Here is a 21,739-nt window from a genome sequence, read left to right as displayed (position 1 = left end):
TACATCATGATTGATTCACCTCGTGTGTGTATTCAGGTACAAAGTGCCTATGCAGAAACCCAATCTCTTCCCGATGAAGAGCGTTTTGTTTTCGCGTATACCATCACTATTAGGAATCTTGGACGATTCAATGTGCAGCTCCTACGACGTTACTGGCTGATTACCAACGGTAACGGGCGTCAGACTGAAGTTCAGGGCGAAGGCGTGATTGGCGAACAGCCGCTCATTCTGCCCAATAATGAGTTCCAATATACCAGTGGAGCCATTATTGAAACGCCTTGCGGCACCATGGAAGGACATTATGAAATGATCGATCATGCCGGTCAGGAATTTCGTATCGCCATACCCGTATTTCGTTTAGCTATCCCGACACTCATTAACTGAGCAAAACTGACTCATCTATGTCTACATTATTGATTGGCGATGTCCACGGTTGCTATGAAGAGCTTCGTTCTTTATTGGCGCAGGTTGATTTTGATCCGGCTAAAGACACGCTGTGGCTAACCGGAGATTTGGTGGCTCGTGGCCCAGACTCGGTGGAAGTTCTCCGCTATGTACAGTCGCTGGGCGATAGCGTTCGGATGGTGCTAGGGAATCACGATCTGCATCTTCTCGCCGTGTATGCAGGCATTAGTCGCAACAAGCCGAAAGATAAGATTACCCCGCTGCTCGACGCACCTGATGCCGATAGTCTGATTAATTGGCTACGGCGCCAGCCCATACTTCAGGTTGATAACGAGCTAAAGCTGGTGATGGCGCACGCGGGTATCAGCCCTCAGTGGGACATAGAGACCGCGCAGCTTTGTGCGCGAGAAGTTGAAGCCGTGCTAAGCAGCGACAGCTATCCGCTGTTTTTAAACGCTATGTATGGCGATATGCCAAACAGCTGGATTGATGGCCTCACCGGATTACAACGTCTGCGTTTTTCAACCAACGCCTTAACGCGTATGCGTTACTGTTTTCCGGGTGGCGAGCTGGATATGATCTGCAAAGATGCGCCGGGCGAAGCGCCCTCACCGCTAAAGCCATGGTTTAATTTGCCTAGCAAAGTATTGGATGAAGGTTACTCAATCGCCTTTGGACATTGGGCATCACTGGAAGGAAAAGGCACTCCGCCGCAGGTCTATGCGATGGATACTGGATGCTGTTGGGGAGGTGAGTTAACCATGCTTCGCTGGGAAGACAAACAGTATTTCACTCAGCCCTCTCTGCGTATTAAATCGATAGAAGAGTCGGCATAATTAGCGTGCAATGATTTCAAAACAAAAAAGCCCGCAATCATATGCGGGCTTTTTTTATCATGCGGTTACTTAGCGCTTATGCAAGATCTCAAAGCAATAGCCGTGAGAGTTTGCGCTGTCGGCATCATGAAATTCGCTAAATGAGGTTTCCCACTCATCAGGTTCATAGTCTGGGAAGTAGGTATCTCCGCCCACTTCAGCCTCAACGTGCGTTAAATACATCCGTTGAGCCAGCGGCAGGAACTGGGAATAAATACTGCCACCACCGATAACCATTACCTCTTCAACATCGCCCGCAGCGGCAATTGCAGCCTCGGGTGAAGCAACCCATGTCACGCGGTCATCATTGCCCGGCTGGCTGCTTAGTACGATATTGTGACGCCCAGGCAGAGGTCGGCCAATAGATTCAAACGTCTTGCGTCCCATAATAACGGGCTTATCTAAAGTATTACGCTTAAACCACGCGAGATCGGCCGGTAAATGCCACGGCATCGCGTTTTCCATACCAATAACACGATCTGCTGCAAGCGCAGCAATTAGGCTGATATACATGTTGGTCGATCCTATCAAGTAGAAAAATTGCGCACACTATAAGTAAAGGGTTAACGGGTGTCGATAGCCAGATAGAGTCATTTACACCCACTTAAACTAACTCTCAGATAAAACAGCATTTCTACTTCGATTTTTCGCCTCTTAGACTCACACAAACTAGACGCTTGGACGTTTGCGATATAACCACAGTCCCGGAAGAGATAGGCCGATGGAAAGCGCCCCCACAATAAACGACGCTTTTAGGAAATTGGTTACCATGGTTTCAAACAGCGCATCGCTAAAGCCAAGGTGCGAAATTTTCACCACGGAAATCATCGCCGTGTAGGCATAGATCCCAGGGAACATAGGGATCACGGCGGCGACGGTAAACACCTTAGGATGAGCAAGCAGCCTACGTGACCACTGAATCCCCAGCACTCCAATCAATATCGCGGCGCCTAGCGTTGCCCACTCGATGTTTATCCCAAAGTGCATCATCAACATGCGTGAACCGTGACCAATAGCCCCCAGCAATGCACAGTAGCGTAGCGCACGGACGGGAACATTAAATACCAGCGCAAAACCTACGGCAGGCACTGCGGCTAAAACCATGTCCTGCAACAATGCCAACAATAAATCGATTATATCCATCCTCTGAGCCCCCACAGCGACATCGCCATCACCACGCCAATACAGGTCGCCAGCGTCAATAACGACGCCATTGCCCAGCGAGCCAAGCCGGTATTCACATGCCCTTTGAACATATCCGCCACGGCATTAATCAAAGGGAAACCGGGCACCAGTAGCAAAACACTCGCCGCCATAGCGATGGTGGAGGTTTCTTTAAATGGGTCATATTGGATGAGTAAACCCGATACCGTGGTGGCAACAAAAGCAGTGATACAGAAGTTAATCTGCGGATGCATTTGGCGCTGGGTCAGTACCTGCCGCACATACATCGCCACGGCGCTGGCAATAAATGCCACCAAAGAACCATCCCAACCGCCACCGTTGAGTTTGCAGAAACACCCACAGGAAAGTCCAACCATCAAAACCAGTAACCAGCGCGGATAGCGTAACGGCTTGATATGCTCAAAACGCCGGTGCACATCTTTGATATCCAACAAATGGTGCTCAGCCATAATCACAATATGTTGAACCTCGGTCACAACGTGCATATTGATCCCGCGATCCACATTTTTGCGCGTTGATGTCATGCAGTGACCATCAATGATCGTCGTCAACACCACTGCGTTTGCCGAGATTGAGCTTTCAACGCTTTCAGCGCCAAGTGCAATGCCTAACCGAGATGAAAGCTGTTCGACCAGCATGCTTTCTGCGCCGTGCTGCAACAAAAAAAGGGCACATTGTATACAGAGCCGGGTTATTTCCCTCTGCTTATGAGAGTCCACATCCATGGTTTTTCCTGATTTTTTTGGTTGTTATGCGTTCATTTTTCGATTAAAAATAGTGCTTTCATATTCTTATCATATTGCTTCAATAACCCCAATAGAGGTGATGTCCTTGCCTCATAGAGGCGTTATTATTTTTTCTCACCACGGATCTCATCATGTTTGAAACCACGCTGTTTGTTGCGTCTATCGCAACGCTGGGGATGTTATCGCCCGGCCCCGATTTCTTCTTAGTGATCAAAAATGCCGCACGATATCGGCGTCAGGCCGGCATGATGACCGCACTTGGCGTGATCGGCGGCGTAGCAACCCATATGTCGTATTGTGTCGCTGGTCTGGCCGTGGTAATCACCACCACACCGTGGCTGTTTAATATTCTGAAATATGCCGGTGCTGCCTATTTAGTCTGGATTGGCATTCATGCCCTCTTTTCCCGTGGCGGCAGCAAGATAAACGTCGATAACCAAACACCTCAGCAAGTCAGCCTCAAAAGCGCATTCTTACAAGGCTATTTGTGTAACTTACTCAATCCTAAGGCGACATTATTCTTTCTGGCGGTATTCACTCAGGTATTAGAGGTTAACTCAGGCGTGGGTGAAAAACTGTGGTATGCGGGGATAATTTTAGGTTTATCTTTCATTTGGTGGCCAATGCTGGTTGTGCTGATTCAAAGCGCGCCTGTTCGACTAGCGCTGGCAAAAGCACAAAAGATCATCGACCGCCTTTTAGGTGTGATGCTGATTGGGTTAGGTCTGAAAGTGGCCTTAAGCTAAGGCTAAACGCCCTCTTTCCGTACATGAAAGAGGGCGAAAAGGTTAAGCGTCTTTTTGCAGTTCTGGCACATCCTCTTCGTGGATCGTAACCATAGGGTCAAGATCGGGAGATTTGCCGTCAATACTTCCGCGCCAGCCGCTTTGCTGGGCAATGGTTAAGCGCGCCTTATCCTGCTCAATCGCCTGACTCAGCATCTCTTTAGCCCGTTGCAAACTGGCAAGACGGAATTCGGCATCCTCGTAGTTTGGCACCGTTTCTTCCAGCATACGCAGGTTATAACGACGGAAAATATCTGCCTTTTCGCGAGCCTCGTAGGCACCGCAGCCTAAATGTTCCAGTACATTACGCCCTACACGCAGCGAGCCCTCAAACAGCTCTCGTTCAACGAACTCCACGCCGCGCTGCCGCAATTGATAGTAGTGATCGACATCGCGCGCGCGCGCGACAATCTTCAAATGCGGAAAATGTTCTTGCGCCAACTCGGTCAACTGCAGATTGGCATCCACGTCATCAATGGCGTTAATCAACACTTTTGCTTTCGCAGCGCCCGCCGACTCCAGCAGATCAACGCGGGTCGCATCGCCGTAAAAAACTTTCATGCCAAACTTACGCAGCGTTTCAACATGGTCGGGATCGTGATCCAGTACAACCGTGTGCACGTCATTGGCTAAGAGCAAACGACCCGCAATCTGACCAAATCGGCCGAAACCGGCGATAATCACGCTAGCATTGTCATCATCAATAATGTCCTGCGGGCGTTCATCCTGTTTAACGTTTTTCTCCATGCGCGTGTATATCACCAGCAGGATCGGCGTTACTGCCATGGAAAGCGCAACCGCCAGCGTTAATGATTTTGCCCACTCACCGGGTAATACCCCGGCCATTTGAGCCGCACCAAACACCACAAATGCAAATTCACTGCCCTGTCCTAACAGCACCGCAAACAGCGTTCTCTGCTTGCGCGGTACGCCTAGAATCGGTGCAACTAGCCACAGCAAAGCCGCTTTTAGGATTAAGAATCCAAACAACAGCGTAGCAATCAGCAACGGATGGCTAAACAAAGTGCCAAAATCAATCGACATCCCTACGCCGATAAAGAACAACCCCAACAACAGACCTTTAAACGGCTGAATGTCGCTTTCCAGCGCGTGTCGATATTCAGAGCTGGCCAGCAACACACCGGCTAAAAATGCCCCCATCGCCATCGACATACCGGCCATTTCTAGCAGCACGCCAAATCCAAATACGAGGAATAACGCCACGGCGCTGAAAACCTCACGCATGCCTGAACGCGCCACGAAATGCAGCAGCGGACGAGTCACGTAACGGCCAAGCAAAATAACGATAGCTAAAGCACCAACCACTTTCGCCGCTGACAGCGCAAATGCGCCCATGGTGGTCGTTGCCCCGCTGCTTGCCAGCAGAGGGATCATCGCCACCAGCGGTATCGCTGCAATATCTTGGAATAGCAGAACGGCAAAGGAGGAGCGACCAATCGGCGACGGGGTCAAGTTGCGCTCGTTCATCGCCTGCATCGCAATGGCGGTAGAAGAAAGAGCCAACGTTAAACCAATCAAGATAGCCACTTGCCAACTCAGCCCCAGCAAATAGCAGAACAGGCTCAATACCAGTCCACAGCCGACCATTTGAATACTGCCACCGCCAAATACCGAGGCGCGTAGCGTCCAAAGGCGCTTAGGATCAAGCTCAAGGCCTATCACAAACAGCATCAACACCACGCCGATTTCGGCGAAAGTCAGAATGGACTCCGCATCTGAAACCAGCTTTAGCCCCCACGGGCCAATAATGCAGCCGGCAATCAAATACCCCAGCACCGATCCCAAACCAAGACGCACCGCAATCGGCACAAACAGCGCCGCAGAGCCGAGATAAATCAGCCCTTCAATCATCATGCCGTGGTTATCCATGCGCTGGCTCCTCAACGTCGGATGCCGGTAATTCTGCCTGCGGATGAAGCGCAATATAGTTGATTAAACGCCGACGATAGCTTTCACTGGCTCGAGCTAACGCCGCTTCGTCGCATGAAAACGTATTATGTTCAGCAAAATATGGCAGCCAGTTCATGCCGCAATAAATTGCCGTTGCCTGAATCGGCTGAGAAAGAATCGGGAAGCCCGGATGGTCGCCTAAATCAAAATGATGATCGTTGCCACCGGTGGTTACCGCCCACATAAAATCTTTTCCCTCTAACGCTTTGCCGTTATGTCCATAAGCCCAGCCGTGTTCCAGAACTTTATCGATCCACAGTTTTAACAGCGGAGGCATGCTGTACCACTGCATCGGGTGTTGCAGGATAATCAGATCGGCCTGACTCAACGCCTGCTGCTCGGCAGCAACGTTAATATTGAAATCAGGATAGAGCTCATACAGTGAGCGAACTTCAACCTCAGGAATATCGATAACGGCGTCTAACAAACGCTTATTGGCATGCGAATGCCGAGGATAAGGATGGGCGTATATAATCAGGATCATGCGTTTCTCGTTGTGCGAAAGCCTTAATTTATCTTAGACCCAAATATTGATGTCATGGCAGCAATGCAAGCGGTGCTAACAGGAATATTAATCGGTTAAGGCATCAAAAAACTTAGGGAATTTTCTACGACATAGCATGACAGTTTTAAAAACAAATAAAATCCGAAAATTTTTAACAAGTTGCTCAAGTTTTTTGGAATGAAGAAAAAATTAGCCAAAAAAAGCCTGACCGAAGTCAGGCTTAGCATTTCAACGCAGAAATTTTTGGCGCCGATATTATCCTTTCAAGCGCGCGTGCATTTCTTGCACCGACGTAACCTGCTCGGTTGGGTCGGAGTTCAACGCCATCGCAGTCGCAAAACCACCGTTCAGCGTGGTGTCATAATGCACTTTGTATTGCAGCGCACTGCGGCGAATCAGCTTGGAGTCTTCAATCGCCTGACGACCTGCGGTGGTGTTCACGATATAGGAATACTCACCGTTTTTGATACGGTCTTGAATATGAGGACGCCCTTCATGCACCTTGTTGACCAAGCGTGGATTAATCCCTGCTTCGCCCAACACGATTGCGGTACCGTGGGTCGCATCCAGCTCAAAGCCCTGCTTCAGCAGTTTTGCCGCCAAATCAACCACGCGGTGTTTGTCGCCTTCACGTACAGACAGCAGCGCGCGCCCCGGCGTTTTCACCTTAGACTGGCTGCCTAACATCGCTTTAGAGAAAGCTTCCGCAAAGGTGCGGCCAACACCCATCACTTCGCCGGTTGAGCGCATCTCAGGCCCTAAGATTGGGTCAACGCCAGGGAATTTATTGAACGGCAGCACCACTTCTTTCACCGAGTAGTACGGCGGGATAACTTCTTTAGTCACGCCCTGCTGTGCCAGCGTCTGACCGGCCATCACACGCGCCGCAACTTTCGCCAGCGGAACTCCCGTCGCTTTAGACACGAACGGTACGGTACGTGCTGCACGCGGGTTCACTTCAATCAGATACACTTCATTATCTTTAACCGCGAACTGCACGTTCATCAACCCACGAACGCCGAGCTCCATCGCCAGTTTTTCAGCCTGTACGCGCATCACATCCTGAATTTCTTGGCTCAGCGTATAAGCTGGCAGTGAACATGCCGAGTCACCGGAGTGAACGCCCGCCTGCTCAATGTGCTCCATAATGCCGCCGATTAATACGCGCTCACCGTCGCAGATTGCATCAACGTCAACTTCAACCGCATCATCGAGGAAGTGATCCAGCAGCACCGGCGCATCGTTAGACACGCTCACCGCATTTTGGAAGTAACGGCGCAGGTCGATTTCGTCATACACGATTTCCATTGCGCGGCCACCCAGCACGTAGGATGGGCGAACAACCAGCGGATAACCGATGACAGCGCCCTTCTCAATGGCCTGCTCGATGGTTGAAACCGTGGCGTTAGCGGGCTGTTTTAAGCCCAAACGCACAACGGCCTGCTGGAAGCGCTCACGGTCTTCAGCGCGGTCAATCGCATCTGGACTGGTACCGATAACCGGCACACCGGCGGCTTCCAATGCACGAGCCAGTTTCAGCGGCGTCTGACCGCCGTACTGTACGATAACGCCCTGTGGTTTTTCCACCGCCACAATTTCCAACACGTCTTCTAGCGTAACCGGCTCAAAGTACAGACGGTCAGAGGTATCGTAGTCGGTAGAAACGGTTTCAGGGTTACAGTTCACCATGATGGTTTCGTAACCGTCTTCACGCAGCGCAAGAGATGCATGCACACAGCAGTAGTCGAACTCAATACCCTGGCCGATACGGTTTGGACCACCGCCCAGCACCATAATTTTCGGACGGTCGCTGTTTGGATTCGACTCGCACTCTTCTTCATAAGTGGAGTACATGTAGGCCGTATCGGTGGCAAATTCTGCCGCGCAGGTATCCACACGTTTATAAACCGGATGCAGATTGTACTTGTGGCGCAGTTTGCGAATTTCAGTTTCCGCCACGCCAGCCAGCTTAGCCAAACGAGCGTCAGCAAAGCCTTTGCGTTTCAGTTGGCGTAAGAACGCATGGCTCAGGCCATTAATCCCTACTTCGGCAACCTGTTCTTCCAAGCGCACCAATTCTTCGATTTGCACCAAGAACCAGCGGTCAATGTTGGTCAGGTTGAACACGCCGTCAACGGACAGGCCAGCACGGAAAGCATCGGCGATGTACCAAATACGCTCAGCGCCTGCATCTTTAAGCTCGCGACGAATTTTAGTCAGCGCTTCTGGGTCATCGAGGCTCACTTTAGGATCGAAGCCTGCTGCGCCCACTTCCAAACCACGCAGAGCTTTCTGCAAAGATTCTTGCTGAGTGCGGCCAATCGCCATTACTTCGCCGACGGATTTCATTTGGGTGGTCAGACGGTCGTTCGCGCCCGCGAATTTCTCGAAGTTAAAGCGAGGGATTTTGGTCACAACGTAGTCGATAGACGGTTCAAACGAAGCCGGAGTACGACCACCGGTGATGTCGTTCATCAGCTCATCAAGGGTGTAACCCACCGCCAGTTTGGCTGCGACCTTCGCAATTGGGAAACCTGTGGCCTTAGAGGCCAGCGCAGAAGAGCGCGACACGCGCGGGTTCATTTCAATGACGATCAGGCGGCCATTTTTCGGGTTCACCGCAAACTGCACGTTAGAACCACCGGTTTCTACGCCGATTTCACGCAGCACCGCCATCGAGGCGTTACGCATGATTTGATATTCTTTGTCGGTCAGCGTTTGGGCCGGTGCAACGGTGATGGAGTCGCCGGTATGAATGCCCATCGCATCGAAGTTTTCAATTGAGCAAACGATGATGCAGTTGTCGTTTTTATCACGCACCACTTCCATCTCGTACTCTTTCCAACCAATCAGCGACTCATCAATCAGCAGCTCTTTGGTGGGGGAGAGATCCAGACCACGCTCGCAAATCTCTTCGAACTCTTCACGGTTATACGCAATACCGCCGCCGGTGCCGCCCATGGTGAATGAAGGGCGAATAATACATGGGAAACCAACGTCAGCCGCGACGGCTAAGGCTTCTTCCATGGTGTGAGCGATGCCTGAGCGTGCGGTGTCGAGGCCAATTTTCTTCATCGCGATATCGAAACGGCGGCGATCTTCGGCTTTATCGATGGCGTCAGCGGTCGCACCAATCATGGTTACGCCAAACTCTGCCAGCACCCCTTCGCGCTCTAGCTCAAGCGCACAGTTCAGTGCGGTCTGGCCACCCATGGTAGGCAGAACGGCATCAGGGCGCTCTTTTTCGATGATTTTGCGCACCACTTCCCAGTGAATCGGCTCGATATAGGTCGCATCGGCCATTTCTGGGTCAGTCATAATGGTCGCGGGGTTCGAGTTCACCAAAATGACGCGGTAACCTTCTTCGCGCAGCGCTTTACACGCTTGCGCACCCGAGTAGTCAAATTCACATGCTTGGCCGATAACAATCGGGCCTGCGCCCAGAATCAGGATGCTTTTTATATCAGTACGTTTTGGCATTTTATTTATTGCTCCTGATTATTTGGCTGTTCTTGTCATTGTGTCGCGGTGGGTCTGAATCAAATCGATAAAGTGGTCAAACAGCGGCGCAGCATCGTGCGGCCCAGGGCTTGCTTCTGGGTGGCCTTGGAAGCTAAACGCGGCTTTATCTGTGCGGTGAATCCCTTGAACCGTGTGGTCAAACAGGGACTTGTGCGTCACGCGCAGCGTATCTGGCAGATTATCGCCATCAACGGCAAAACCGTGGTTTTGCGCAGTAATCATCACGATGTCTTTATCGAGGTCTTTCACTGGATGGTTGCCGCCGTGATGGCCAAGCTTCATCTTGATGGTTTTGGCTCCGCTGGCCAGCGCCAAAAGTTGGTGGCCCAAGCAGATACCAAATACTGGAATCTCTGTATCTAAGAAGGTTTTAATGGCACGAATCGCGTAATCACACGGTTCTGGGTCACCGGGACCGTTGGATAGGAAAATACCATCAGGATTAAGCTTTAATACATCTTCTGCCGGCGTTTGCGCCGGAACCACCGTCAGGCGACAGCCTCTATCAACCAGCATGCGCAGGATGTTGCGTTTCACGCCATAGTCATAGGCAACCACGTGGAATGGCAGCTCTGACTCTTCTTTCGCCGCAGGTAAATCACCCATCAGCGTCCAACTGCCTTGTGTCCAAGCATAAGATTCGCGGGTAGTGACTTCTTTTGCCAGATCCATACCTTTTAAGCCTGGGAACGCTTTCGCTTTTTCCAGCGCCAATTGAACATCTGGCAGCGTGCCGTCAATGCTACCGGTGATGATGCAGCCATTCTGAGCACCTTTTTCACGCAGCAAGCGCGTCAGTTTGCGGGTATCGATATCGGCGATAGCCACAACATTGTGACGTTTGAGGTAATCAGAGAGGCATTCGGTGCTGCGGTAGTTACTAGCAATCAGAGGCAAATCGCGAATTATCAGGCCTTGAGCATGAACAGCGGAGGATTCTTCATCAGAGGCGTTAGTGCCGACATTGCCGATATGGGGATAAGTAAGAGTGACTAGCTGGCGGGAATAGGAAGGATCAGTGAGGATTTCTTGATAACCGGTCATTGACGTATTGAAGACCACCTCGCCCACCGCCGATCCATCTGCACCAATCGACCGACCGTGAAACTGGGTTCCGTCTTCCAGAACCAATATAGCTGACTTAATCAAAACACCCTCCAAAGAATATTCAGTCACATTATTTGCATATTAATGCAGATCATTCGTTCTAAATCAATGCAAAAAACTGCCTTCTTGACTAATTTCCGGCAAATTGCGCGCATTCTAAAGACGTGGTGAATGCTTGTCTACCTGAAAAGATGATTTTTTTGTATTTTTTAAGGCTTAAGGAGAGATTTTACAACGAAGTCGCTAAAAATAGATGTTAACTAGAAATAGAAAACGGTTGCCAGTGTCGTGAATTAGCGGCAATAGGTTTATGATGCAATTTTCCTCTGCAAAGGTCAATCACAGTTTCCACTCAGGTTAATAAAAAGTAAAATAAGGCGACTAACAAGATACTCATAGAAAAATACAACCAAAGCCAACATTAATATAAAAAAAAATGGATAACGCATTGTTATCCATTGTATTTTTAATTTTAAAAAACAAATTAAAAACCAGTAATTACTGTTTTTTTCTTAGAGTTCATTGAGAGAAAGAACATCACGCATATCGTAAAGACCAATAGGCTGATTGCCTACCCATGCAGCAGCTCGCACAGCGCCGCTAGCAAACGTCATGCGGCTTGATGCTTTATGAGTAATCTCGATTCGCTCCCCCACATCGGCAAACATCGCGGTGTGCTCACCGACAATATCGCCCGCGCGAATAGTGGCAAAGCCGATACTCTTAGGGTCGCGCTCTCCGGTGTATCCCTCGCGGGCATATACCGCACACTCTTTCAGATCGCGCCCTAACGCCTGAGCAATGGTTTCTCCCATGGCTAAAGCCGTGCCAGACGGCGCATCAACTTTATGACGATGATGGGCTTCAATGATTTCGATATCCGTATAATCCCCCATCACTTTTGCCGCCTTCTCTAGCAGCTTGAGCATCACGTTAACCCCAACGCTAAAGTTGGCAGCGAACACAATGCCAATAGATTCAGCCGCTTTGTTGATAGCGGCTTTACCCGCATCATCAAAACCAGTGGTACCAATCACCATATTTTTGCGTTGAGATACGCAGAATGCTAAATGCGCTAACGTACCTTCTGGGCGCGTAAAGTCGACCAAAACATCAAAGCCAGCGGCGGCATCCTGTAGGCTTGAGCTGACTTTTACGCCTGTTTTGCCAATACCCGCTAACTCACCTGCATCTACGCCTAGCAATGAAGAGCCTTCACGTTCAAAAGCAGCACCGAGCACCACACCTTCTGCATTTGCAACCGCAGCAATTAACTGTCTTCCCATGCGGCCACCGGCACCGGCGATAGCAATACGGATATGAGAATTAGACATCTTCCCTCTCTTAATTATTTAATTTCACTCGGCTAATTTCACTCAGCAAGATAGCCAAAGGCTTACAATGTTAGTTTCAGGTTAACGACTCTTCTCCCCCACTGCCAGAGTAAATACACGGTAATTAGAAATTTGCGATTAACGCCGATTATCATCAGTTTTACGCACTAAAAAAACGCGTCGATGCACGTTAAGAACAAAAAATCAGCTTACGCATAATCATGCAAAACCAATCAGTTAGCGCAAAGAGACTAAGCATTTCATTACGATAACTTCGATCTCAATTTGATACCAAGATTCCCATTTTGATAGTCATCTGCTCTCCATCGCCGTCATGCCACCTTCAGCCATCACATTCTGTAATTCATCTAAGAAAAAACGCTCGATCCCCTTCACGTTTCCACCAATCACCTTACGGCTCAACGCCTTATGGCGTGCATCTTGCTGCTTTGGTGCTGATTTATATATTCCGACGATTCACTTCATTCAAATTAAAAATCCCACGCTCCTCTAAGGAGAAAGCTATGTCGTTAGGATCCCCACTCAAGCGAGTGGACGCTGAAGCTAAGGTTACCGGCCACGCTCGCTACACCGACGATCATCAAATGCACGGCATGCGTTACGCCAAATATGTACGTAGCCCTCTCGCCCACGCTTACGTCACGGCCATTGATACTTATGCGGCGCTGGCTTTGCCGGGTGTTGAAGCCGTATTTACTTATCAAGACGTGCCTGAATTACGATTTCCCACCGCGGGACATGCTTGGTCACTGGAGCCCGCTAAGCGAGACGTTGCCGATCGTCAGCTACTCACCCAGCATGTGCGCCATTATGGCGACGGTGTCGCGATTGTGGTCGCGCGTGATGCGCTAACCGCAGAACGAGCCGCCGCGCTGGTTGAGGTGGCGTATCAAGAGCTGCCGGTGATAACCACGGCGCAGGGCGCTTTAGCGCAAGATGCCCCGCTGATTCATCCAGAAGGGAATACGCTGAAAAAAAGTGATATCAGCGCGAATCAGCCTAAAGAAGCGATTTCATCGGCCGATCTGCAGCTTTCTGCACATTTTCAAACGCCGGTGATCCAGCACTGCCATATGGAGGGCGTGACCTGTTTTGCCTATATGGAACAGCCAGATCATATTGTGATTGTGTCCAGCACCCAGATCCCACAGATCGTGCGTCGCACCGTCGCTCAAGCACTAGGTATGCCTTGGTCAAACATACGCGTGATAAAACCCTATATTGGCGGTGGATTCGGCAATAAACAGGACGTACTCGAAGAGCCGATGGCCGCATTTCTCACCCAAAAGATGGGTGGCATTCCGGTGAAGGTCGAACTCAGCCGTGAAGAGTGTTTTTTTGCTTCACGCACGCGTCATGCCTTTAGTATCGACGCGGAATTGGGACTTAATCACGATGGTATATTAACGGGCTATCAGTTGGACGTGCTGTCAAACACGGGCGCTTATGCTTCGCACGGGCATTCCATCGCTTCCGCCGGTGCCAACAAAATCAGCTATCTCTATCCCCGTAGCGCCTTCGGCTATTCTGCTCTTACGCATTATTCAAACTATCCTGCCGCAGGCGCCATGCGTGGCTATGGCGCGCCGCAGGTGGCTTTTGCGCTTGAATGCTTATTAGATGACGCGGCAGAAAAACTGTCACTCGACGCCGTCGATGTACGTTTGCTTAATGCCGCACGCAGCGGTGATATCAATCCGGTTAACCACAAAAAGATTTATAGCGCAGGACTTATTGAATGCCTTGAAAAAGGGCGCGATCTGTTCGAATGGAACGCCCGTAAAGCCGCCTGCCAAAATCAAACTGGCGATCTGCGCCGCGGCATCGGCGTCGCGTGTTTCAGCTACGGTTCTAATACCTATCCCGTCGGCGTTGAAATTGCGGGAGCCCGCATGTTGCTCAACCAAGACGGCACGGTAAACCTGCAAATTGGCGCCACGGAGATCGGCCAAGGTTCAGATACCGTTTTCGCCCAGATGGCCGCCGAAACGTTAGGTATTCCCTTTGAACATATTCGCGTGATATCCACCCAAGACACCGATATCACGGCCTACGATCCCGGGGCATTTGCGTCTCGGCAAAGCTATGTTGCCGCGCCTGCGGTGATGCAGGCGGCAAGCGAATTACGCAGTAAAATACTGGCTCATGCCGAATTAATTAGCCACCAGCCACAGTGGGGACTCACGTTACTCAACGGAAATGTCGTGATGGCAGCCCAGCCTGAGATGGTGCTCATGAGCGTGGCGGAGGTTTCGATGCACGCTTACTATCATCAGGAAATCGGCGCCCAGCTCCTAGCTGAAATATCCCATAAAACCACCACTAACCCACCGGCTTTTGGCTGCACGTTTGTCGATCTCAGCGTCGATATTCCACTGTGCAAAGTCACCATCAACAAGATTATCAACCTGCATGATTCAGGCCGAATTCTTAACCCACAGCTTGCCGAAGGCCAAGTGCATGGAGGGATGGGCATGGGGATCGGCTGGGCTTTATTCGAAGAGATGATCATTGATGAGAAAACCGGCGTAGTCCGTAATCCAAACCTGTTGGATTATAAATTCCCCACCATTATGGATCTGCCCGATCTGGACTGTGCATTTGTTGAAACCTATGAACCTCAGTCAGCGTACGGGCATAAGGCGCTCGGCGAACCGCCAATTATCTCGCCCGCTCCCGCAATTAGAAACGCTATTCGTATGGCAACCGGCATCTCCATCAACACGCTGCCCATCACGCCTAAAACGCTGTTTGCTGAATTCGTTCAGGCCGGACTCATCAGGGAGTAATCATGTACGATATCGAAAACTACTACCGTGCTCGCAGCGTGCTGCATGCCTGTGAGCTACTCACTGAATATCCACAAGCACGGCTTTTAGCCGGCGGCACCGATGTGCTGATCCAGCTTCATCACCTAAACCCCAAATACCGCCACATTGTTGATGTTCATGATTTACCCGAGTTAAAGGGGATCGGCATCGATCGCCATCATCATTTACGGATCGGCTCGGCAACCACCTTTACTGAACTCATTGAACATCCGCTAATTCAGCAGCATCTGCCACTGCTTGCCGAGGCAGCGGCAACAATAGCGGGCCCTCAGGTACGTAACGTTGCGACCTATGGCGGCAATATCTGCAACGGAGCAACAAGCGCGGACTCAGCATCTCCCACCTTGGCGCTGAAAGCTGAACTAGAAATTGCGACCGCTCACGGTTGTTATCGGCGCTCTATCGAAGGTTTCCACACGGGTCCTGGAAAAGTCGCGCTACAGCAAGGCGAAATTGTGGTTGCCTTCTATTTTGCGCCTGAGTATTACCAAGATATTGGCAGCAGCTACATTAAATACGCCATGCGCGGTGCAATGGATATCGCCACGATTGGCTGTTCGGCGGTATGCCGCATCGCTCAAGGCCGCTTCACCGATCTACGTCTCACCTATGGCGTTGCAGCACCTACACCTATTCGCTGCCCATATGCCGAGCAAAGCGCCATTGGCCAACCGCTGAATCAACAAACGCTGGCGGCTATCTGTGAAGCCGTAGCTCAGGATGTTTCTCCGCGTTCATCATGGCGCGCAGAAAAATCGTTTCGCCTGCATCTTATTCGCACCTTGGCTCAGCGTGCTATTTCACTCGCCGTCGAACGTGCTGGAGGTAAAATCGCATGAATCGTAAGCATTGGGTTGATATTGAATGTGAAATAAATGGAAAGCGTTATCCCTTTACGATTTCTCCCGCGCTGTCGTTGATGGAGCTTCTTAGAGATGAAGGGCTAACCAGCGTGAAACAGGGCTGTGGGGTAGGAGAATGCGGAGCCTGCACCGTGCTTATCGACGGCGTCGCAACCGATAGCTGTTTATACCTCGCCGTATGGGCCGATGGAAAACGTATCAGCACCGCCGAAGGTGAAGTAAAAAACGGCCAACTCTCGCAGGTACAGCAGGCCTATGTGAATGCCGGTGCCGTACAGTGTGGCTTCTGCACGCCGGGTCTGGTGATGGCAACCACGGCGCTGCTCGCCAAACACCCGTCCCGCCCGTTAACTCATGAAGAAATTCGCCGAGGATTAGCAGGAAACCTATGCCGCTGCACTGGCTATCAAATGGTGATCCGTGCGGTGGAAGCGTGTAGTAAACCGTAATACGGTCACAGCACAATGTGAAACTGCTCGCAATTTTTAGCCACCATTGACGGCGAAAACGTCACCCTCTCAATGACATCTTCGCCGTTACTCCTTTCCGCCATGCGCCTTATTATATTTACGTATCGCATTCGTATTGCCCGCATAACTCGCATAAGGAGGGCACTTTGGCGCTTATTACCTACGCAGACATTGATCTGAACATCAGTGGAAATACCCAATACGCGGTGCTGAAATCACTCAGTCAAATGGCTGTCGCACGGGGATTCGTGAACGATCAAGCCCGCTATCTACAAACCTTGTTGCTAAGAGAAAAAGAGTCCTCCACCAGTTTTGGCTGCGGTGTCGCTATTCCTCATGGCAAATCTGCGGTTGTTCACCAGCCTTTTGTGTTATTTGCCAGAAGCGCCCAAGGCGTGGACTGGCAGGCCGAAGACGGTGAACTAGCATCGTGTTGGATCTGCTTAGGTGTTCCCCAGACCAGTGCCAGCGAGCAGATAGGCATGATATCTAAGCTGTGCCGCAAGGTAATTTACCCTGATTTTATTGCGCAGATAAAAAGCCTAGATAGCGCAGGTATTGTCACATTACTGAACGCTACCCTAGCTTAATCCTATCGCCGTCAAGGACAGAACAATGGAAACTGCTCTGAAGATAGTCGCTATCACCAACTGCCCAGCAGGTATCGCGCATACCTACATGGTTGCCGAAGCATTAGAAAATAAAGCCCGAGAATTAGGTTATCAAATAAAGGTTGAAACCCAAGGCTCCAGCGGGGTTGAAAATCGCCTCACGCCGGATGAAATCCATGCCGCAGACTATGTAATTTTAGCTATCGGCCGTGGTTTGAGCGAAGAAGATCGCCAACGCTTTGCAGGCAAAAAAGTATTTGAAATAAAGATCTCGCAGGCGCTAAAAAATATTGACCAGATCTACCAACAGTTGGAACAGAATTCACTGCTTTTGGGCATGGAAAGCGCAGTACGCCTAGGCAAGCAGGATGTTGAGCCGGACAGCCTGATGAGCCACCTGATGGCTGGTGTTTCAGCCGCACTACCGTTTGTCATCGGCGGGGGTTTATTGGTTGCTGTAGCAAATATGCTGGTCCAACTCGGCTTGCCCTATCACGACATGACCAAGGGCTCCCCGTCATTTACGTGGGTGATGGAGTCAATCGGCTACCTCGGGTTTAAATTTATGATCCCGATAATGGGTGCCTACATTGCCTATTCGATCAGCGATAAACCTGCCTTCGCACCGGCTTTCTTAGTGTGCTATTTGGCAAACGACAATGCGCTATTAGGTACGCAATCCGGCGCGGGTTTTCTCGGCGCGGTGATTTTAGGTCTAAGTATCGGATACTTTGTGAAATACTTCCGCAGGGTAAAGTTGGGCAAAGCGCTGCAACCTCTGCTGGGTTCAATGTTAATCCCATTTGTTACGCTGCTAGTTTTTGGCATCCTAACTTATTACATCATCGGCCCAGTTATGGGCAGCATGATGGATTATCTACTGCATTTCCTAAACACGATTCCAACCTCCATGAAGCTATTGGCCGCATTCCTCGTCGGTGCAATGCTGGCTTTTGATATGGGTGGCCCAATCAATAAAACAGCCTGGTTTTTCTGCTTCTCGCTGTTGGACAAACATATTTACGACTGGTATGCGATTGTCGGCGTGGTGGCACTAATGCCACCGATGGCCGCAGGACTGGCTACGTTTATCACCCCTAAACTGTTTACTCAACAGGAAAGAGACGCCGCTGGCAGTGCCATTGTGGTAGGTGCAACCGTGGCGACTGAACCCGCGATCCCCTACGCACTTGCCGCTCCGCTACCGATGATCACCGCCAATACGCTGAGCGGTGGCATAACCGGCATGCTAGTCATTGCATTTGGTATTAAACGATTAGCGCCTGGATTAGGCATTTTTGATCCGCTGATTGGGCTGATGTCACCGGGATTATCGTTCTATTTGGTTTTAGCTTGCGGATTAGCACTTAACATTTTTCTTATCGTGGTACTGAAAGGTGCATGGCTGAAGCGTCAGGCAGCCAAACAAATAACAAATTTAAAGGTGTGACATGAACATAAATCCGCTCAGCACGGCACTGCTCGAAACCCTATGCAACGCACATGGCGTGAGCGGTGATGAACACGAGATCCGTGAAATTTTGCATCACGAGTTGCAAGATCACGCCGATGAAATCACTTTCGATGGTTTGGGCAGTTTTATTGCTAAAAAAGGTAGCAAAGGGCCAAAGGTGGCGATTGTCGCTCACATGGACGAAGTCGGCATGATGGTGAAGTTTATCAGCAATGAAGGCTATCTTTACTTCGACACCATCGGTTCATGGTGGAATCAATCGATGCTTAACCACCGAATGCAAATCCGCACCCGCAGCGGAAATAAAATACTCGGTATCGTTGGCTCTATTGCTCCCCATGCCCTGAACGAAAAACAGAAGCAAAGCCCGATTGAGCTCGACGACATGTTTATTGACGTTGGGGCTTCATCCGCCAAAGCAGTCGAAGCTATGGGCATTGCGGTGGGGGATTTTATCTGCCCTGAGCCAAACTATAGTTTATTAGGGGCAAACCGCGTTTTGGCTAAAGCATTGGATAATCGCGCGGGATGCGCATTAGCTGTAGAGCTGTTTAAACAAGTCAGTAATCCAGATATCACGCTATATTCAGTTGCTACAGTACAAGAAGAGGTGGGGCTACGCGGTGCTCAGGCCTCTGCTGAAACAATCAAACCAGATATAGTCATCGTGATAGATACTGCGGTGGCAGGAGATATTCCCGGTATCAACACCATCAAATTTCCGCTTCGCCTAGATGCAGGCCCCGCTGTGATGCTGTTTGATAAACGTTATTTCCCTCACCAGAAACTCACGGCAGAAATAAAATCTTGCGCGGTAACTGCACAGCAACCACTACAAGTATGCACTATGAAAACAGGTGCTACCGACGCTGGCCGCTATAACGTAATGGGTGGTGGTCGCCCCGTTGTCGCGTTATGCTTACCTACGCGCTACCTGCATGCCAACTCATCGATGATTTCTATTCAGGACTATCGCGCCCTCAGCCAAATTTTAAATGAATTCTTGCAGAATTATAATGCAGCAAAACATTTAGAACTGAGCCGCTATCTTTAGCACAGCGTGAAAGATCTCATGCAGAGATCTTTCTTTTAATCGCTATTTAAACACATTAGATAAATAACCAAGCCGATACTCTATGCTAAATAACCGCCAGTTAACCATCATTGATATATTGGAACACCAAAATATAAGCGGTTTAGCGTTGGCTAAAAAAATAAACGTTTCCACACGCACTATTATGCGTGATATCGACTACATTAATTTCACACTAGGTTCAGCAGCTATCATACGCTCTCCACTCAATAGTATAGGTTATACACTAGACATATTAGAACGTGAGGCGTTTTACCGTGCGTTAAGCAAGCATGATAACGATGACAGAATTCTTCTTGAACTATTAACCCAGCCCTACGTCACGCTGTCTGGCTTTGCAAATATCCTAAAACTGCCAGCGACAATTGTGGCTGAAAAAGTTAATCAGCTCAGAGCACGTTATGAAAAATCATTGTGTATTAGCTCTAAACCAAATGCAGGTCATTACATTGATGAACCACTGCTAAAAAAAACGCTTATTTTAGCAAATCTGATAAAAAAGAATCCGGCCGAAGTCTGCCCGTTGCTCAAAAGCACGCTCGAGAGTTATCGTGCGATGAGCGCAGCAGCTGAGCGTGTTCAGCCTCACATCGACTATCATTATAAGAACGGTGAGTATTTGGCAAGCCTGCTGCTCGCTGTATATCACATGCCACGTGAAACTACCGCTGGCACTACGCAAGATCCCTATTATTCACAGATCTATGCTGCCGCCGATCTGCCTATAACTTATGCGCTTGTGGAGTGCGCCACAAACGTGATTAATATTTTAAAGCAAAATCAGTCGCGGATTAGTCCTACCACGTTACAACCGCTATTACATTCACTCTGTCTACAGCACCGCGAAGGTTTTGTAGATAATGAGCTTATTAACGACCTCAACCAACATATATCTCGCTATGCTGCCTATCCTGACTATTTACCCGACTATAGAAATAGTAGTATTAATCATATTAAAGCCACATACCCCGTAGCTTTTGATTTAAGCATCCAGTTAGTCAGCAAAATAAAAGAACACTTTGGTGTGGAAATTTTTGACATCGACCTTATTGGGCTTTATTTTTCTTGTGCTATTGAAAGACAAAATAGGGTTGAACAAAAAATAATTTTATTTTCTTCTCAATATGCTATCGCTAACATTAACCGAATGGCAATTGAACGTGAAATCGCCGACACAACGGTGTTTATCGTCAACGATGTAAATGAACTTTATGCATTGCTTAATGATACCTCCCCAATTTTAATCATCAATAACAGCCAAAACAGACTTCCAGAACTTGTTGATATTAAAACTATCACATTAAAAAGTATCATTTCCGAATCTGGAATTAAGAAAATTAAAGATTATATTAGTCATATCACCATCCGTAACAATCTAAATAAGTTTATTCCTGCCGAGCCTGCATTTAGCTATGACAATGCGCCGAACCAAAGTTGGCTTAGTATCATTAGCAGCATTTGCCAACTGTTGCAACGCCGAAAAATCATCAGCAAAGCGGATGCCGAGCGTATTTATCAGCGAGAAACAGAAGGCGAAAATTTGATTGTGAATCACATCGCGATTCCACACTGCATCAGCGCAGATAAAAAATCATTTTTCGCCGTATTTGTCCGTCTAGCCATGCCGCTTATGCTCAATGGCGAATGGGTTTATCACGTGCTACTTACCTGTACTAATCCTACCGCAACCCATGAGTTACAGATATTCAGTTATTTGGCTTTTACATTAAATGCCTGTGATAAAAACCAAATTATGCAGATCAACGATCATGCTGATTTTATTGAACTGATTAAATCTTAGATATCGAATACCTAACATCACGCGGTGATATTTCAGTTCGTAAAGCAGTATCGTTTTACAACGGCTCATCGAATATTTTTTGCTTTCTGTTTTTTGAGTTTTTCTACGATAAAAAAGATAAAAAAATGCCTGATGAAACT

At 49.2% G+C, this 21,739-nt stretch carries 18 protein-coding genes; 10 read left to right on the top strand and 8 right to left on the bottom strand.

The features are described from left to right. The first annotated feature begins 6 nt into the window (after window positions 1-6). Window positions 7-384 (top strand): Co2+/Mg2+ efflux protein ApaG, encoded by a 378-nt coding sequence (apaG, locus tag BN1044_RS19165; RefSeq protein WP_025801435.1) that lies wholly within the window; start codon window positions 7-9, stop codon window positions 382-384. 17 nt (window positions 385-401) lie between these two features. After that, complete coding sequence (apaH, locus tag BN1044_RS19160; RefSeq protein WP_072310019.1) at window positions 402-1,241, top strand: bis(5'-nucleosyl)-tetraphosphatase (symmetrical) ApaH; 840 nt, start codon at window positions 402-404, stop codon at window positions 1,239-1,241. 69 nt (window positions 1,242-1,310) lie between these two features. On the opposite strand, the gene folA is transcribed toward apaH, so the two are convergent. The 3 genes from folA to BN1044_RS19145 all read right to left on the bottom strand — a co-directional run bounded on the left by folA (window position 1,311) and on the right by BN1044_RS19145 (window position 3,190). Beyond that, on the bottom strand, window positions 1,311-1,793 hold the full coding sequence (folA, locus tag BN1044_RS19155) for a type 3 dihydrofolate reductase (RefSeq protein WP_072310018.1): 483 nt from the start codon (window positions 1,791-1,793) through the stop codon (window positions 1,311-1,313). Between the two features lie 156 nt (window positions 1,794-1,949). Next, a complete protein-coding gene (locus BN1044_RS19150) occupies window positions 1,950-2,414 on the bottom strand; it encodes a threonine/serine exporter (RefSeq protein WP_175421628.1) in 465 nt (154 codons plus the stop codon). Further along, on the bottom strand, window positions 2,414-3,190 hold the full coding sequence (locus tag BN1044_RS19145; RefSeq protein WP_072310016.1) for a threonine/serine exporter family protein: 777 nt from the start codon (window positions 3,188-3,190) through the stop codon (window positions 2,414-2,416). The genes BN1044_RS19150 and BN1044_RS19145 overlap by 1 nt, the downstream gene beginning before the upstream one ends. 152 nt (window positions 3,191-3,342) lie before the next feature. Between BN1044_RS19145 and BN1044_RS19140 the strand changes: the two genes are divergently transcribed. Next, the gene (locus BN1044_RS19140) at window positions 3,343-3,957 is read left to right on the top strand and encodes a LysE family translocator (RefSeq protein ID WP_072310015.1); all 615 of its coding nucleotides are present in this window, start codon (window positions 3,343-3,345) and stop codon (window positions 3,955-3,957) included. A 42-nt stretch (window positions 3,958-3,999) separates the two neighbouring features. On the opposite strand, the gene kefC is transcribed toward BN1044_RS19140, so the two are convergent. From kefC to dapB, 5 genes are all read right to left on the bottom strand, one after another. Further along, window positions 4,000-5,886, bottom strand: coding sequence for a glutathione-regulated potassium-efflux system protein KefC (gene kefC / locus BN1044_RS19135; RefSeq protein WP_043495419.1), 1,887 nt, complete (start codon window positions 5,884-5,886; stop codon window positions 4,000-4,002). Continuing rightward, on the bottom strand, window positions 5,879-6,451 hold the full coding sequence (gene kefF / locus BN1044_RS19130) for a glutathione-regulated potassium-efflux system oxidoreductase KefF (RefSeq protein ID WP_072310014.1): 573 nt from the start codon (window positions 6,449-6,451) through the stop codon (window positions 5,879-5,881). The genes kefC and kefF overlap by 8 nt, the downstream gene beginning before the upstream one ends. Before the next feature lie 276 nt (window positions 6,452-6,727). Further along, window positions 6,728-9,952: a carbamoyl-phosphate synthase large subunit gene (carB, locus tag BN1044_RS19125; RefSeq protein ID WP_072310013.1), complete on the bottom strand. Its 3,225-nt coding sequence runs from the start codon at window positions 9,950-9,952 to the stop codon at window positions 6,728-6,730. Between the two features lie 18 nt (window positions 9,953-9,970). Beyond that, on the bottom strand, window positions 9,971-11,143 hold the full coding sequence (gene carA / locus BN1044_RS19120; protein WP_072310012.1) for a glutamine-hydrolyzing carbamoyl-phosphate synthase small subunit: 1,173 nt from the start codon (window positions 11,141-11,143) through the stop codon (window positions 9,971-9,973). Between the two features lie 470 nt (window positions 11,144-11,613). Beyond that, entirely contained in the window at window positions 11,614-12,435 is an 822-nt protein-coding gene (gene dapB / locus BN1044_RS19115; protein ID WP_072310011.1) for a 4-hydroxy-tetrahydrodipicolinate reductase, read from the bottom strand. A gap of 524 nt (window positions 12,436-12,959) precedes the next feature. Between dapB and xdhA the strand changes: the two genes are divergently transcribed. The 7 genes from xdhA (at window position 12,960) to BN1044_RS19080 (ending at window position 21,599) form a co-directional block, all read left to right on the top strand. Beyond that, window positions 12,960-15,245: a xanthine dehydrogenase molybdenum-binding subunit XdhA gene (gene xdhA, locus BN1044_RS19110; protein ID WP_072310010.1), complete on the top strand. Its 2,286-nt coding sequence runs from the start codon at window positions 12,960-12,962 to the stop codon at window positions 15,243-15,245. 2 nt (window positions 15,246-15,247) lie between these two features. Continuing rightward, entirely contained in the window at window positions 15,248-16,126 is an 879-nt protein-coding gene (gene xdhB / locus BN1044_RS19105; protein ID WP_072310009.1) for a xanthine dehydrogenase FAD-binding subunit XdhB, read from the top strand. Continuing rightward, on the top strand, window positions 16,123-16,599 hold the full coding sequence (xdhC, locus tag BN1044_RS19100; protein ID WP_072310008.1) for a xanthine dehydrogenase iron sulfur-binding subunit XdhC: 477 nt from the start codon (window positions 16,123-16,125) through the stop codon (window positions 16,597-16,599). The genes xdhB and xdhC overlap by 4 nt, the downstream gene beginning before the upstream one ends. A gap of 167 nt (window positions 16,600-16,766) precedes the next feature. Next, the gene (locus BN1044_RS19095) at window positions 16,767-17,210 is read left to right on the top strand and encodes a PTS fructose transporter subunit IIA (RefSeq protein ID WP_072310007.1); all 444 of its coding nucleotides are present in this window, start codon (window positions 16,767-16,769) and stop codon (window positions 17,208-17,210) included. Between the two features lie 25 nt (window positions 17,211-17,235). After that, the gene (locus BN1044_RS19090; RefSeq protein WP_072310006.1) at window positions 17,236-18,681 is read left to right on the top strand and encodes a PTS fructose-like transporter subunit IIBC; all 1,446 of its coding nucleotides are present in this window, start codon (window positions 17,236-17,238) and stop codon (window positions 18,679-18,681) included. Between the two features lies 1 nt (window position 18,682). Further along, window positions 18,683-19,759, top strand: a complete 1,077-nt coding sequence (locus BN1044_RS19085; RefSeq protein WP_072310005.1) for a zinc-binding metallopeptidase family protein — start codon at window positions 18,683-18,685, stop codon at window positions 19,757-19,759. Window positions 19,760-19,841: 82 nt separating this feature from the next. Continuing rightward, a complete protein-coding gene (locus tag BN1044_RS19080; RefSeq protein WP_072310004.1) occupies window positions 19,842-21,599 on the top strand; it encodes a putative frv operon regulatory protein in 1,758 nt (585 codons plus the stop codon). Window positions 21,600-21,739: the final 140 nt, after the last annotated feature.

This window comes from Hafnia alvei (assembly GCF_900095695.1).
Lineage (GTDB): Bacteria > Pseudomonadota > Gammaproteobacteria > Enterobacterales > Enterobacteriaceae > Hafnia > Hafnia alvei_B.
This window is presented reverse-complemented; position numbering and strand designations above follow the sequence as displayed.

Bases quoted from the DNA above. Each gene is read 5' to 3' on its own strand.
- BN1044_RS19145 (WP_072310016.1), bottom strand. From the start codon at position 3,190: ATGGATGTGGACTCTCATAAGCAGAGGGAAATAACCCGGCTCTGTATA.
- carB (WP_072310013.1), bottom strand. From the start codon at position 9,952: ATGCCAAAACGTACTGATATAAAAAGCATCCTGATTCTGGGCGCAGGC.
- apaG (WP_025801435.1), top strand. From the start codon at position 7: ATGATTGATTCACCTCGTGTGTGTATTCAGGTACAAAGTGCCTATGCA.
- BN1044_RS19140 (WP_072310015.1), top strand. From the start codon at position 3,343: ATGTTTGAAACCACGCTGTTTGTTGCGTCTATCGCAACGCTGGGGATG.
- BN1044_RS19090 (WP_072310006.1), top strand. From the start codon at position 17,236: ATGGAAACTGCTCTGAAGATAGTCGCTATCACCAACTGCCCAGCAGGT.
- xdhC (WP_072310008.1), top strand. From the start codon at position 16,123: ATGAATCGTAAGCATTGGGTTGATATTGAATGTGAAATAAATGGAAAG.
- BN1044_RS19085 (WP_072310005.1), top strand. From the start codon at position 18,683: ATGAACATAAATCCGCTCAGCACGGCACTGCTCGAAACCCTATGCAAC.
- apaH (WP_072310019.1), top strand. From the start codon at position 402: ATGTCTACATTATTGATTGGCGATGTCCACGGTTGCTATGAAGAGCTT.
- kefF (WP_072310014.1), bottom strand. From the start codon at position 6,451: ATGATCCTGATTATATACGCCCATCCTTATCCTCGGCATTCGCATGCC.
- folA (WP_072310018.1), bottom strand. From the start codon at position 1,793: ATGTATATCAGCCTAATTGCTGCGCTTGCAGCAGATCGTGTTATTGGT.
- dapB (WP_072310011.1), bottom strand. From the start codon at position 12,435: ATGTCTAATTCTCATATCCGTATTGCTATCGCCGGTGCCGGTGGCCGC.
- BN1044_RS19080 (WP_072310004.1), top strand. From the start codon at position 19,842: ATGCTAAATAACCGCCAGTTAACCATCATTGATATATTGGAACACCAA.
- kefC (WP_043495419.1), bottom strand. From the start codon at position 5,886: ATGGATAACCACGGCATGATGATTGAAGGGCTGATTTATCTCGGCTCT.
- xdhB (WP_072310009.1), top strand. From the start codon at position 15,248: ATGTACGATATCGAAAACTACTACCGTGCTCGCAGCGTGCTGCATGCC.
- xdhA (WP_072310010.1), top strand. From the start codon at position 12,960: ATGTCGTTAGGATCCCCACTCAAGCGAGTGGACGCTGAAGCTAAGGTT.